This is a genomic window from Synechococcus sp. L2F (assembly GCF_024345695.1).
Lineage (GTDB): Bacteria > Cyanobacteriota > Cyanobacteriia > PCC-6307 > Cyanobiaceae > MW101C3.
Map to the genome: position 1 here is coordinate 120,278 of NZ_JAGQBP010000005.1, position 12,157 is coordinate 132,434.

The following is a 12,157-nucleotide window of genomic DNA, read 5'->3' on the forward strand; positions in this document are numbered from 1 at the left end:
CGCCGGACGGATTAACCAGGAAGGGACCAACACCCGTGCCCATGGCCTCGACGCCAACCCTGCCGCCCTTGTTGCGTGAAAGCGGCCAGCGGGAGGTCTTTTGTGGTCTCACCTCGATCGTGTGGCTGCATCGCCGCATGCCGGATGCCTTCTTTCTGGTGGTGGGCTCCCGCACCTGCGCGCACCTGGTGCAGTCGGCGGCAGGGGTGATGATCTTTGCTGAACCCCGCTTCGGCACAGCGATCCTGGGGGAAAGGGATCTGGCTGGCCTGGCCGATGCCAATGAAGAGCTCGACCGGGTGGTGAACGACCTGCTGGAGCGCCGGCCCGAAATCCGCACCCTGTTCCTGGTGGGCTCCTGCCCGTCGGAAGTGATCAAGCTTGACCTGGCCAAGGCCGCGGAGCGGATCAACACCCGCATGCGCGGCCGTGTCCGGGTGGTGAACTACTCAGGCAGCGGCATCGAAACCACCTTCACTCAGGGCGAAGACGGCGCCCTGAGTGCGCTGGTTCCCTTGCTGCCCAGCAGCGATGAAAGCCAGCTGCTGCTGGTGGGAACCCTGGCCGATGGCGTCGAGGACCGCTTCCTCACCCTGTTCGAGCGCCTGGGGGTCGGGCCGGTGCGCAGCCTGCCGCCACGCCAGTCGACAGATCTCCCCGCCGTTGGGCCCGGCACCAAGCTGTTGCTCGCCCAGCCCTTTCTCAGCGACACGGTTCGGGCACTGGAGCGTCGCGGCGCCACCCGCCTCGCCAGCCCTTACCCCCTGGGAGTGGAGGGCAGCCGCGCCTGGATGGCCGCCGCCGCCGCCGCCTTCGGTGTCGACCCCGGCCTCGTGGCGGAGGTGCTTGATCCGCTGGTGGAGCGGGGCCGCCGGGCACTGGCTCCACTGCGGCAGCAACTCGAAGGCAAGCGTCTCTTCCTGATGCCCGACTCCCAGCTGGAGATCCCGTTGGCCCGCTTCCTCAGCCGCGAATGCGGCATGGAGCTGGTGGAGGTGGGCACCCCCTATCTCGATCGCCCCCTGATGACGGAAGAGCTGGCCCTGCTGCCGGAGGGCACGCAGCTCAGCGAAGGCCAGGACCTGGAGCGGCAGCTGGAGCGGGTGCGCGCCGCCCGTCCCGATCTTGTGGTCTGCGGGCTGGGGATCGCCAATCCGCTGGAAGCGGAGGGCATCGCCACGAAGTGGTCGATCGAGCTCGTCTTCAGCCCCATCCACGGCATCGACCAGGCTGCCGATCTCGCCGAATTGTTCGCCCGTCCGCTGCACCGCCGCCAACTCCTGAAATGGAACTGACCCTCTGGACCTACGAAGGCCCCCCTCATGTGGGCGCGATGCGGATCGCCGCCTCGATGGAAGGGCTGCACTACGTGCTGCATGCGCCCCAGGGCGACACCTACGCCGACCTTCTGTTCACGATGATCGAGCGGCGAGATCGCCGTCCCCCCGTCACGTACACCACCTTCCAGGCCCGCGACCTCGGCGGTGACACAGCTGAACTGGTCAAGCGTTCGATCCAGCAGGCGGTGGATCGCTTCCAGCCCGAAGCCCTGCTGGTGGGCGAGAGCTGCACGGCGGAACTGATCCAGGACCAGCCGGGTGCACTTGCCGGTGGGATGAATCTCGGCGTGCCGGTGGTGAACCTGGAACTGCCCGCCTATTCAAAGAAAGAGAACTGGGGGGCAGCCGAAACCCTCTATCAGCTCTGCCGCAGCCTGCTGCGCGAGCAGGTGCCGGCGCCCGGAACTCCGCGGCCCTCACCCGATCGCTGGCGGGCCGAAGGCCGTCGGCCGCGGGTGAATCTGCTCGGACCGAGCCTGCTGGGGTTCCGCTGCCGCGACGACATCAAGGAGATCCGCGGCCTGCTGAGCGAACACGGCATCGATGTGAACGTCGTGGCACCGATGGGCGCCAGGCCTGCCGATCTGTTGCGCTTGCCGGAAGCTGACGCCAATGTCTGCCTGTATCCGGAAGTGGCCGGGCCACTCTGCAGCTGGCTGGAGCGCCAGTTCGGCACGCCGGTGGTGCGCACCGTGCCCATCGGTGTGGGAGCCACGCGGCGGTTTCTTGACGAACTGAGCACCGTGCTCGATCTGGAAGCGCCCGAAGCCAACGAGGCCGACCTGCGCTCCAGGATGCCGTGGTACTCGCGCTCGGTGGATTCCACTTACCTCACCGGCAAGCGGGTGTTCATCTTTGCCGATGCCACCCACGCGATCGCCGCTGCGCGCATCGCCGCCGATGAGCTCGGCTTCACGGTGGTGGGCCTGGGCACCTACAGCCGCGAGCTGGCCCGCGAGGTGCGGGCCGCAGCCAAGGACCTGGGGCTGGAAGCCCTGATCACCGATGACTACCTCGCCGTGGAGAAGGCGATGGGAGAGGCCGCACCGGAGCTGGTGCTGGGCACCCAGATGGAACGCCACAGCGCCAAACGGCTGGGCATTCCCTGTGCGGTGATCAGCGCTCCGCTGCATGTGCAGGACGTGCCGGCCCGTTACGCCCCGCAGATGGGCTGGGAAGGGGCGAACGTGATCTTTGATTCCTGGGTGCACCCGCTGATGATGGGTCTGGAGGAACACCTGATCGGCATGTTCCGCCACGACTTCGAATTCGTCGAAGGGCATCGCAGTCATCTGGCTGAGGGAGCGCCTCCCCGTCAGGCTGCGGCAGCCGAGCCTGTCCTGGCCGCGGTGGCCGGGCCGTCCCTGGCAGCGGCGACCAACGGCGCCGCTGCAGCGGGCGCCACGGCCACACTGGCACCTCCCTCAGTGTCCGAAGGCGTCGCGGTCTGGAGCGCCGACGGCGAAGCCGCCCTGCGCAAGATCCCCTTTTTCGTGCGTGGCAAGGTGAAAACCAACACCGAAACCTTCGCCCGTGAACACGGGTTGGTGGCGATCACCGAAGAGGTCCTCTATGACGCCAAGGCGCATTACAGCAAGTGAGGGAATGAGCGCAGAGCAGCCGGGAGATGTTTCGGTTTGCACCATGCGCGAACACGCCTGGCCGTGCTGACCTTGCATGGAACCAAGCCATTGTTCGGCCCCGTTTCAAGGCAAGGATCGCGCTGATGACAGCCACGCTCACGACTCCCACCAATCGCGTTGAAGACGGCGAAGGCAGCCTGCAGGTGCACCAGGACGCCTCGATGAACATCGAGACCGGCGCCCTGGTGATTGCGGTGTACGGCAAGGGGGGGATCGGGAAATCCACCACCTCCTCCAACCTCTCGGCCGCCTTTTCGAAGCTCGGCAAGCGGGTGCTGCAGATCGGCTGCGATCCCAAGCACGACAGCACCTTCACCCTCACCAAGAAGATGGTGCCCACGGTGATCGACATCCTCGAAACCGTGGACTTCCACAGTGAGGAGTTGCGGCCTGAAGATTTCGTCTTCGAGGGCTACAACGGCGTGATGTGCGTGGAGTCGGGTGGGCCGCCGGCTGGCACCGGCTGCGGGGGTTACGTCACCGGCCAGACGGTGAAACTGCTCAAGGAGCACCACCTGCTGGAAGACACCGATGTGGTGATCTTCGACGTACTGGGCGATGTGGTCTGCGGTGGGTTCGCCGCACCCCTTCAGCATGCCCATTACTGCCTGATCGTCACGGCGAACGACTTCGACTCGATCTTCGCCATGAACCGGATCATGCAGGCGATCAATGCCAAAGCCAAGAACTACAAGGTGCGGCTCGGTGGTGTGATTGCCAACCGCTCGGAGGAAACTGACCAGATCGATAAGTTCAACGAGCGCACGGGCCTGCGCACGATGGCCCACTTCAAAACCGTTGATGCCATCAGGAAATCACGCCTGAAGAAGTGCACCATCTTTGAGATGGAACCCAGCCCGGAAGTGGAGGCGGTGCAACAGGAGTACCTGAGCCTTGCTCAGAAGATGCTCAGCGATGTGGAACCGCTGGAGGCCGAATCCCTCAAGGATCGGGACATCTTCGATCTGCTCGGCTTCGACTGAGTACTGATCGCCGGCGGCACACCCCCTGTCGCCGGCATGACACGTTCCCGCAGCGATGACTCCGCCGGTTCAGACCCGGTTCACACTTCGGCAGCCGCCCGTTCCACCAGGCGGCGGGCCACTGCCTGCACACCCGTGTGGGCATAGGTGTCGGTAAAGGCGTCCAGGAACACGGCGAACTGATCCAGTCGCCCCTGCCACGGTCCCAGCGTTGATTCCATCGCCCGCACGGCAGATTGGCCGGTGAGGGCGAGTTCAGCCGTGAATCCGCCGGCCCAGCCCAGCCACTGGTCCACGCCCCGGCGCAGAAAGCTGAGGTGGGCCTGATCGCCGCGCCCCGGAATCAGACCGGCCATCTGCCGGTAGGAGGGCAGCCGCTGCAGATCTTTCTGGCCAGCCGCCCCCAGCAGGGCATCCAGGCGTTGCAGGGCCTGATCACCGAGCGGCAGCAGGGCATCGAAGCAGATCAAGGCAGCCATTCGCACCCTCGCTTCACCGGCGTAGTCGGCCAGGGCAGCGCCGAAGGCGCCGAAGCTGTCGCCGGGCAGGCCATTGACCTGGGTGAAGGCCAGCAACTCCGCCGCCACCTTCAGGCTCAGATCCACCGCCTGCAGGGTGTCGCCAGGCGGGGTCAGATCGGCCAGGCGCTTGAGCAAGGGCAGACCAGCGCTCACGTTGGCGAGCAGCCGCACCCCACCCGCCGCGTGCTGGGAGCGGTTCACGGCGTCGTACAGGCTGAGCGCACGGCCATAGCCCTCGGCGCGGGCACGGCTCAGCAGATCGGCGCGGGAACGGATGCGGGCGATCAGGGCAGGATCGTCGTCGCCGATCACCTCCTTGATCAGATCCTCAGCGCTGCGGAGGTTGGTCCACCCCCCGGGCACCAGGGTGCTGATGCCCTGGAGCGCCAGCACGGTGAGGCCCCGACGGGGCAGACGCTCAAGGCGCTCAAGCACAGTGGGGCGGGCCATCAGCGCACCAGAGCAAGGGATGGGACCGTGGCGGCAGGGCTTGACGAGGGGCCGAGCCGCCTGGGCCGCACAGAAGCGAGGGCCTTGAGGTCAAAGCTCTCCAGCAGCTCATGGCGCGCCTGCGCATCGAGGCCGACGCCCTGGCCGATCACCTTCACCTGAAAGCGGGCACCCACCAGCACGGCGCTGGCCTGGCTGCCCTGCTCCACCAGGGGCCAGCCGGCCAGGGTGTCAGCAGCGGCGGCGAACTTCTCGCGGGCCTCGGGGGCGGTGGTGGTGTCGGAGATCGCCAACAGCGCCACCACTTCGCCACTGCGCTTCAGCCTGGCCTCGCTGAAGCCACGCTTCTCCTGGCTGAACACCAGCTCTTCGCCCGGCGAGGCCGCCGGGAACAGGCGGTTGAAGGCCGTGCCGTTGACCACCTGCTGGGCGGGCACATCGCCCACCGTGCCGCCGGGGAGCCAGTCGGAGAAGGGGAGCAGCACCACAGCCCCCACCACCAGGGCGGCAGCGAGGCCAAGGGCAAGGATCCAGCGCAGGAAGCGGGGCATCGACAGGCTGGGCGAAGAACAGAGAAGGAAGGGGAAGCGGAGCTGGGCGGCGGCTCAGCTCAGGCCCACCAGTTGCAGGGAAAGGTCCCAGGTCTGGGCAGCGATGGCGGGATCGCTGGCTTTCTCCGAGAGCTCCTGCACGAACTGCTTGCCGCCCTGCTTCTGCCGGTTGCCCCAGCTCCAGTGGGCACCGGACACGGCGAAGGCTGGATCGGCCACCACTTGCGCCACCCTGACGCCGGCCAGCTCCTGGCTGACATAGCCGCCGGTGATGTTCTTCTGAAACCAGGGGAAGATCTTCTGAAAAAGGGGATAGCTGTTGCGGAACAGCGGCGTATCCGCCACACACCCCGGATAGAGCGAACTGAACACGATGCCGGTGCGTTCGTGCATGCGCCGGTGCAGCTCCTGCGTGGTGATCATGTTGCAGAGCTTGCTGTCCTTGTAGGCCTTGCCCGGCTTGAATGGCTTGCCGCTGGCCATGGTGATCGGGGCCTTGAACCCTGCCTTGAAGCCGGAGAGATCGCCCAGATCGGCGGGCGCCGGGATCGGGATCTTGCCGCCCAGCTCCTTGGAGTTCGCCGTGACCGTGCCCAGGATCACCAGGCGGCGCGACGGATGGGTGGAGCGCTGCAGATCCTCGAGCAACAGCTGTATCAGCAGGAAGTGGCCCAGATGGTTGGTGGCCATCGACAGCTCGTAACCCTGGGGCGAACGCAGCGGCTGCTTGAGCAGTGGCAGGTACACCGCCGCATTGCATACCAGCGCATCGAGCGGCCGCCCGGTGGCACGGAACGCCTGCACCAGCCCCCGGACGCTGTCGAGATCGCCGAGGTCCACCTGCAGGTGGGTGACGCTGGCCTCCGGAAGGCCCAGAGCCGTGGCGGCCGCGCGGGCCTTGGCGGTGTCGCGGCAGGCCATCACCACATGCCAGCCGCAGCCCACCAATGCCTTGGCGGCATAAAGACCCACGCCCGACGACGCACCTGTGACCATCACCGTGCCGGGCTGGCCGGTGGTGACTGCGGTGCCGGCCGTTGAAGAGGCGGAGGTCTGCTCTGTCGCCATGGGTTGAAGGGACGCGGTGCGCCTCAACCTAAGGAGGGAGCCTCAGGTCTCCGGGGCTTTACCGGCGAGATTCAACAGAAGGAAACGCGCAACGAGCGCCCCAGGGGAAGGGAGGAAGCAGGGTCAACCGCCTGCTGGAGCGGGCTTCGACGCCGGTGTGGACTGGGCGGCTGATGAATTCTTGAGCTGGGAATCTTCCCAGACGATCCGCAGCCGATTGGGAGCGATCCATTGATCCTGCTCACGAATCAAACGCTGTTCGCCGTCCTTGGAAAAGAGCTGATCGAAGCGTTGCTGAACTTTGCGGAGTTTATTTTTTTCGATATCGAGAATGGCGCTGATTTCGCCGTGGCTGTCAAGCCGCTGCTGGTAAGCCCCAGCCAGGTGGACCAGGCTCACGGAGGCCAGCAGGCCAAAGCCGAGCTTCACCGCCAGGCCGATCACGCTGCAGAGAAGCTCCTGGCGTTCACTCGAGGCCTGCCAGCCGTCGGGGTGCAGGTCTGCGGTGGTGCTGGAGGCGGCGGAGCTCAGGCGGGTGACAACCCCGGCTGGGGCGGCAGATCGTCCGTGGCCAATGCGAGGGAGATCTTTTCCCCCTGCAGGAGGCTTGGCACGGCTGGCCCGGCGCGGGCTATCGGTGGGAGCCTGACGGGAGCGCAGGGCGGAAGCCAATGGGGGCGGCGCAGGGGTTGCCGTCTTGTAGCAGGCGGAACGCCCCCTGCCAAGGCCTGAAGCTTCAGGAGTTGTAGAGGCTGACGCTCAGACGGATGGCCAGCACGCCGGCGTGGGCCGCCACAACCAGCGCGATCAGAACTTCAACCTGGCTCAGAGAGGTGACCATGGCCGACGAAAACAAGCGTTTGACGCCACCATTGTTGGCTCAACCCTGCCATGGGCCCGACCCAACCGTTGGGCTGTCACAGCTCTTGATCTCCTCCGTTCCCTCCCTGCTGCCCATCTCCGCCGATCAGATCCGGGCCCTCGACACCTCACCCCTGATGGCCTGGAGTTCGCTCTCCGCCGCCCAGCTGATCGAGCAGGCGGGCAGCCTGCAGCTCAGTTTCGACTGGCCCCGTCCGCAGGAAGATCCGCGCGAGCTGTCGGAAGTGCCGGAAGTGCGGCTCTGGAACCTGCGGGCCGACGCCCTGCATCCCTGGCTGCCATTCGTGCTCGATCGCGGCAGCGGCCAGCTGTGCCGGCACGTGGCCATGCTGTTGCCCCATGGCTTCAGCCGCAACGAGGGGATTCGCTTCGCGCCGGAGAGCCTGGAGCTCTGGATCACCCACCGGCTTTTTCTGCTCGACGACTGGAGCCGCCGGCACGACCTGCACTGTCGCCAGGGCCTGGGGCAGATGGCGGCAGTGCTCGGCTTTGATCTCGATCCCTCCTTCTGGGCCGCACTGCCGGAGCGCTGAAGCCTCAGGCGAGCAGCAACTGCAAGCCGCGCCGTCCGCTGTCCAGTGCCAGCGCCACCGTGATCGTGCGCAGCATCAGCACCAGGCGGGCCTCGCTCACCGTGTCCAGCCGCGCCGCCGACCAGCGGGCGGCCATGGCGGCTGAGCCCCCAAGCAACAGGGCCATCACCGCATCGGCACGCCCACCGGAGAGCAACTCCACCGAGGCGGCCGAGGCGGAGCAGAGCACCGCCAGGGTGCTGAGCCGGATGGCCGCATGCAACGGCATCCTCAGGCCCTTCACCATCAGCGGCACCATCATCAGCCCGCCGCCCACACCGAGCAGGCCCCCGGCAAAGCCAGCCAGCCCTCCCACCGTCACCAGCCCTGGCAGGGGAACGGGTGGCTCCTCTGCGCCGGCTGAGGCCCCCCGACGGGGTTCGATCGTGAGGGCCAGCACGGCGTACATCAGCGCCTGCAGGGCCAGCAGGTGCCAGCCCTGCAGCAGCCCGCCCAGGCGGCTGAACGCGACGCCGCTGACGGCCGCCGCCACGCCGATCGCCAGGCAGGGCCGCACGGCGAGGTGGCCCTGCCGCAGATGCGACCAGGTCCCACCCAAGGTGGTGGGCACGATCGCCACGGTGCTGGTGGCCAGGGCCTCATGCGGCGGCAGACCGTTCAGCAGCAGCATCGGAGCGAATACCAGCCCACCACCGATGCCGAGCAGGCCCGACAGCAATCCGGCCACCACCCCCATCAGCAGCAGGGGCAGAAGTGGCAGCAGGTCGATCAGCATGGTGACGCCCTGACGCCCAGCCACTGACCCCTGCATCTTCCCTGACGCCCACCCTGCCCACGGATTGGCGCTGGATCCCGCCCCTGACCAGCAGCGGTGATCGCCAGATGGCTATCGATGATCTGCTGCTCGACGGCCTGGTGCAGGGTTCTGGCCAGGGGGTGCTGCGTCTGTACCACTGGGACCGGCCGACCTTGTCCTTGGGGCACCACCAGCACCGGCTGGAACCCCACTGGCAGGCGCTGGTGGATGCCGGCCGCCTGTCCATGGTGCGCCGCCCCAGCGGCGGGAGAGCCGTGCTGCATGACGGCTGCCTCACCTACGCGCTGCACTGGCCAGCGGCCAGCGGAAGCCGCGCCCAGACCTACTGCCGCGCCGTCCAGTGGTTGCGGCAGGCACTGGCGGGCTGGGGCCATCCCCTTCACCCTGGGCAGCAGGCCGCCAGCCGTCAGCGCAGCAGCTGTTTCGCCACGAGCACGGCGGCCGACCTGGTGGAGGCGACTGGGGCCAAGCGGGTGGGCAGCGCCCAGCTCTGGCGGCGTGGGCACCTGCTGCAGCACGGCACGCTGCTGCTGCGGCCCTCAAGCACCCGCTGGCAGGAGGTGTTCGGGCAGGAGCCCCCGGCCGCGCTGGCCCCACTGCCGGTGGAGGGTGAGGCGCTGATCGAGGGCCTGCGGCAAGCCGCCCAGCAGGATCTGGGCGGCAGCTGGAGCAGCCGGCCGCTCAGCGGCAGGGAATGGGACGAGGTGGAGCAGCGCCGCGGCAACTTCGCCGTGCGCAGCGACGGCAGCGGTCGGAAGGCGGCTGAAGCGAAGGGGGCGGAGGCGGCCGTGGTGGTGAGGGATGGGCCTCAGCGCGGCACGTCACCGCCGGCCGATTCCAACGCCATGCCGCGGGCCACCTGAGCGATGGCCATACCGAGCGGGTAAGTGCCCTGACGACGGGCCGCCTCAAGCAGCGCCGGAGGCAGGCGTACCCCCAGACGCTTGAGCACGACTTCAGAAAGCTCAGGCCGCTCGATCGTGCCAGTGGGCAGGCCGGAGACCCCCAGCACCAGCAAGCGATCGACGCCGGGCTCATCCAGTTGGACGGCGGCCTGCCAGAGGGGAGCGTCCTCCCGGATCGAGGGGAGCGTGGAGAGGGGCTGCTGGTGGTCGCCCACCCGTTCCTGATCCCAGCGCTGAACAGGCAACGACTGGAGGGGGTCGTCGTTGATCACGCCCTGCCAACGGCCCTGCTCACAGATCAGCACCCAATCGGCCGGTTGGATTGTTTCCTCCTTGCGGCGCAACTGGCTGAGCTCCCGCAACGAGCAGCTGGACTCGAGCACCCGAAAACGACGCCGGGCGGCTTCACTCACCTTGAGATCGCGCAGGGCCTGCTGCAACGAGAGCAACTGCAGCTGATTGCGGGAGGCACCAAGACCAAACCAGCCCAGCACAATCAACCAGAACGCCCCGAAACCTCCCCCTCGCAGCACCAGCAGGGTGCCCATGCCCACCGCCATCAGGGAGAGGAAGCGGCCGATCGCCGCCGCCACCTGAATGCCGCGCCGCTGGCTGCCGGTGAACTGCCACACCAGCGCCTTGACGATCAGGCCGCCGTCCAGCGGCAGCCCAGGCAGCAGATTGAACAGCGCCAGGATCAGGTTGAGCACCCCGAGCTGGGTGACCATCTCGCCCAGCAGGGGCGACAGATGGGCAGCCGGATGGGCCCCCGCCAGCAGCAGCCCCGCCAGGATCAGACTCACGAACGGTCCGGCAGCCGCCACCTGAAGCGCACCGATCGCGGTGCTGCATTCCCGCTCCACGGTGGCCACCCCACCGAGCAGGAAGAGTGTGATGCTGCGCACCTTGACGCCGTGAGCGATCGCCACCAGCGAATGCCCCAGCTCGTGGAGCAGCACCGATACGAACAGCAGCACGGCCGTTGCAGAGGCCAGCAGCCACAACGCCACTGGGGAGGCGCGCCCCACCAGGGAGACGGAATACTGTTGTTGGAAGCCTGCCGTAGCCAGACCCAGCACGATGAACCAGCTGGGATGGATCCGCAGCGGGATGCCGCGGATCTTGAACAACATCCAACCCTCGCCCACGCCGTTATCCAGTAGTGCCCCAGGGCTGACCCAAGGCCGTCGAAGCCCGATCCTAGAAACCTGGCGGATGGGCAGGCTGCGATGACCCCACTTCTCAAGATCTGCGGACTTCGCAGCCCGGACCAGGCATACGCCGTGGCGGCGTTGGGGGTGGAGGCGATCGGCGTGATCGCGGTGCCAGGGTCACCACGGTGGCTGGAGCCCCAGCAGCGCGCTGCGGTGTTCAGCGCCGCACGCCAGGCCAATCCCGCCTGCCTGGGGGTGCTGGTGGTGGCCGAACCCGAGGACGCGATCCAGGAGCAGCTGGATCCCCTCATCGGTGGGCATCAGTTGCTGCAGCTGCACGGCAACGAGACACCCGAGCGCTGCCGGATGCTCAGCGAAACGCTGGGGTGCCAGGTGTGGAAGGCGCTGCGGATTCGCAGCCCGGAGGATCTGCAGCGGGCCGAGGACTACCGCGAGGTGGTGGCCGCCCTGCTGCTCGATGCCTGGGTGCCGGATCAACTGGGCGGCAGCGGCCGCCGCCTGCCGGTGGCCTGGCTGGAAGGGTTTGCCCCCGGCTGCCCCTGGTGGTTGGCGGGGGGCCTGAGTCCGGGCAACGTGGGTGAGGTGCTGGAGCAGCTTCAGCCCGACGGTCTTGATGCGTCCAGTGGGGTGGAACTCGCACCGGGGGACAAGGACCTGGCCCGGGTGGCAGCTCTGGTGGAGGCCGTGAAGGGAAGCGGAAACGCAGCAGGCGGGAGCTGATGCTGGCGGTTGGCCCCAAAGCGGGCGAGCATCACGGGGTAGCCATCCCCCCTTCCCCTTGAGACCCATTCCATCGTTTTCACTGGCCCCGCTGCTGCTGCTGACGGCCCTGACCGGGAGTCAGGCGGCCGTGGCACAGGGCATGATCGCTGGCTGCCGGTTGGTGGGCGCCGACCTGCAGTGCGTGCCTGGGCTGACCACAACACCTGAGCAGCAGATCCGGATCATGCAGGGTCAGATCAGCGCCGACACGGCCATGGAAGGGGTTGTGGATCAGCAGATCACAGGACTCAGCCAGTTACTGCTGCAGGGGGAAACCGCCATTGGCTCCGTGCTGACTGCTCAGCTGATTGCCACCACCCTGGCCACCCTCAGCACCCCGGAGTTCCACTGGTACGTGAAGCGGCCGGGGGAGAGCACCTGGATCCTGATTCCCGGAGCGCAGGGAGGCGCTTACACCATCAAGCCGGCTGATGCCGGCAGCTTGCTGATGGTGGTAGCTGTAACCACGGAAAACGGGCAGGTGAAGCGCGAAGCGTCGCCCCCACTCGGCCCCTTGGGCCAATGAT

At 67.3% G+C, this 12,157-nt stretch carries 14 protein-coding genes; 7 read left to right on the forward strand and 7 right to left on the reverse strand.

Annotated features, from left to right (window positions below; translation table 11 throughout):
• Positions 1 to 41: 41 nt before the first annotated feature.
• The 3 genes from KBZ19_RS13025 (at position 42) to bchL (ending at position 3,966) form a co-directional block, all read left to right on the forward strand.
• Complete coding sequence (locus KBZ19_RS13025) at positions 42 to 1,295, forward strand: ferredoxin:protochlorophyllide reductase (ATP-dependent) subunit N (RefSeq protein WP_255101232.1); 1,254 nt, start codon at positions 42 to 44, stop codon at positions 1,293 to 1,295.
• On the forward strand, positions 1,286 to 2,941 hold the full coding sequence (locus KBZ19_RS13030; RefSeq protein ID WP_255101233.1) for a ferredoxin:protochlorophyllide reductase (ATP-dependent) subunit B: 1,656 nt from the start codon (positions 1,286 to 1,288) through the stop codon (positions 2,939 to 2,941). Before KBZ19_RS13025 ends, KBZ19_RS13030 begins: the two co-directional genes overlap by 10 nt.
• 125 nt (positions 2,942 to 3,066) lie before the next feature.
• Positions 3,067 to 3,966, forward strand: a complete 900-nt coding sequence (gene bchL / locus KBZ19_RS13035; RefSeq protein WP_094513214.1) for a ferredoxin:protochlorophyllide reductase (ATP-dependent) iron-sulfur ATP-binding protein — start codon at positions 3,067 to 3,069, stop codon at positions 3,964 to 3,966.
• Between the two features lie 80 nt (positions 3,967 to 4,046).
• On the opposite strand, the gene KBZ19_RS13040 is transcribed toward bchL, so the two are convergent.
• The 5 genes from KBZ19_RS13040 to psaM all read right to left on the reverse strand — a co-directional run bounded on the left by KBZ19_RS13040 (position 4,047) and on the right by psaM (position 7,397).
• A complete protein-coding gene (locus tag KBZ19_RS13040; protein WP_255101234.1) occupies positions 4,047 to 4,937 on the reverse strand; it encodes a hypothetical protein in 891 nt (296 codons plus the stop codon).
• Positions 4,937 to 5,488, reverse strand: coding sequence for a hypothetical protein (locus KBZ19_RS13045; RefSeq protein ID WP_255101235.1), 552 nt, complete (start codon positions 5,486 to 5,488; stop codon positions 4,937 to 4,939). Before KBZ19_RS13045 ends, KBZ19_RS13040 begins: the two co-directional genes overlap by 1 nt.
• Before the next feature lie 54 nt (positions 5,489 to 5,542).
• Complete coding sequence (locus KBZ19_RS13050) at positions 5,543 to 6,556, reverse strand: protochlorophyllide reductase (protein WP_399220293.1); 1,014 nt, start codon at positions 6,554 to 6,556, stop codon at positions 5,543 to 5,545.
• A gap of 123 nt (positions 6,557 to 6,679) precedes the next feature.
• Positions 6,680 to 7,000, reverse strand: coding sequence for a hypothetical protein (locus KBZ19_RS13055; protein WP_233133039.1), 321 nt, complete (start codon positions 6,998 to 7,000; stop codon positions 6,680 to 6,682).
• Positions 7,001 to 7,292: 292 nt separating this feature from the next.
• The gene (gene psaM / locus KBZ19_RS13060) at positions 7,293 to 7,397 is read right to left on the reverse strand and encodes a photosystem I reaction center subunit XII (RefSeq protein ID WP_094513206.1); all 105 of its coding nucleotides are present in this window, start codon (positions 7,395 to 7,397) and stop codon (positions 7,293 to 7,295) included.
• 85 nt (positions 7,398 to 7,482) lie between these two features.
• On the opposite strand from psaM, the gene KBZ19_RS13065 reads away from it, so the two are divergent.
• Positions 7,483 to 7,971, forward strand: a complete 489-nt coding sequence (locus tag KBZ19_RS13065) for a CRR6 family NdhI maturation factor (RefSeq protein ID WP_261346604.1) — start codon at positions 7,483 to 7,485, stop codon at positions 7,969 to 7,971.
• Between the two features lie 4 nt (positions 7,972 to 7,975).
• Here KBZ19_RS13065 and KBZ19_RS13070 read toward each other — a convergent pair whose 3' ends face one another.
• Entirely contained in the window at positions 7,976 to 8,746 is a 771-nt protein-coding gene (locus tag KBZ19_RS13070) for a sulfite exporter TauE/SafE family protein (protein WP_255101316.1), read from the reverse strand.
• 107 nt (positions 8,747 to 8,853) lie between these two features.
• On the opposite strand from KBZ19_RS13070, the gene KBZ19_RS13075 reads away from it, so the two are divergent.
• Positions 8,854 to 9,651, forward strand: a complete 798-nt coding sequence (locus tag KBZ19_RS13075; RefSeq protein WP_255101236.1) for a lipoyl protein ligase domain-containing protein — start codon at positions 8,854 to 8,856, stop codon at positions 9,649 to 9,651.
• On the opposite strand, the gene KBZ19_RS13080 is transcribed toward KBZ19_RS13075, so the two are convergent.
• Positions 9,597 to 10,841 (reverse strand): site-2 protease family protein, encoded by a 1,245-nt coding sequence (locus tag KBZ19_RS13080; protein WP_094513196.1) that lies wholly within the window; start codon positions 10,839 to 10,841, stop codon positions 9,597 to 9,599. The genes KBZ19_RS13075 and KBZ19_RS13080 overlap by 55 nt on opposite strands.
• Positions 10,842 to 10,922: 81 nt before the next feature.
• Here KBZ19_RS13080 and KBZ19_RS13085 point away from each other — a divergent pair, with 81 nt between their 5' ends.
• Both KBZ19_RS13085 and KBZ19_RS13090 read left to right on the forward strand, forming a co-directional pair.
• Positions 10,923 to 11,588: a phosphoribosylanthranilate isomerase gene (locus KBZ19_RS13085; protein WP_255101237.1), complete on the forward strand. Its 666-nt coding sequence runs from the start codon at positions 10,923 to 10,925 to the stop codon at positions 11,586 to 11,588.
• A gap of 58 nt (positions 11,589 to 11,646) precedes the next feature.
• On the forward strand, positions 11,647 to 12,156 hold the full coding sequence (locus tag KBZ19_RS13090) for a hypothetical protein (protein ID WP_255101238.1): 510 nt from the start codon (positions 11,647 to 11,649) through the stop codon (positions 12,154 to 12,156).
• Position 12,157: the final 1 nt, after the last annotated feature.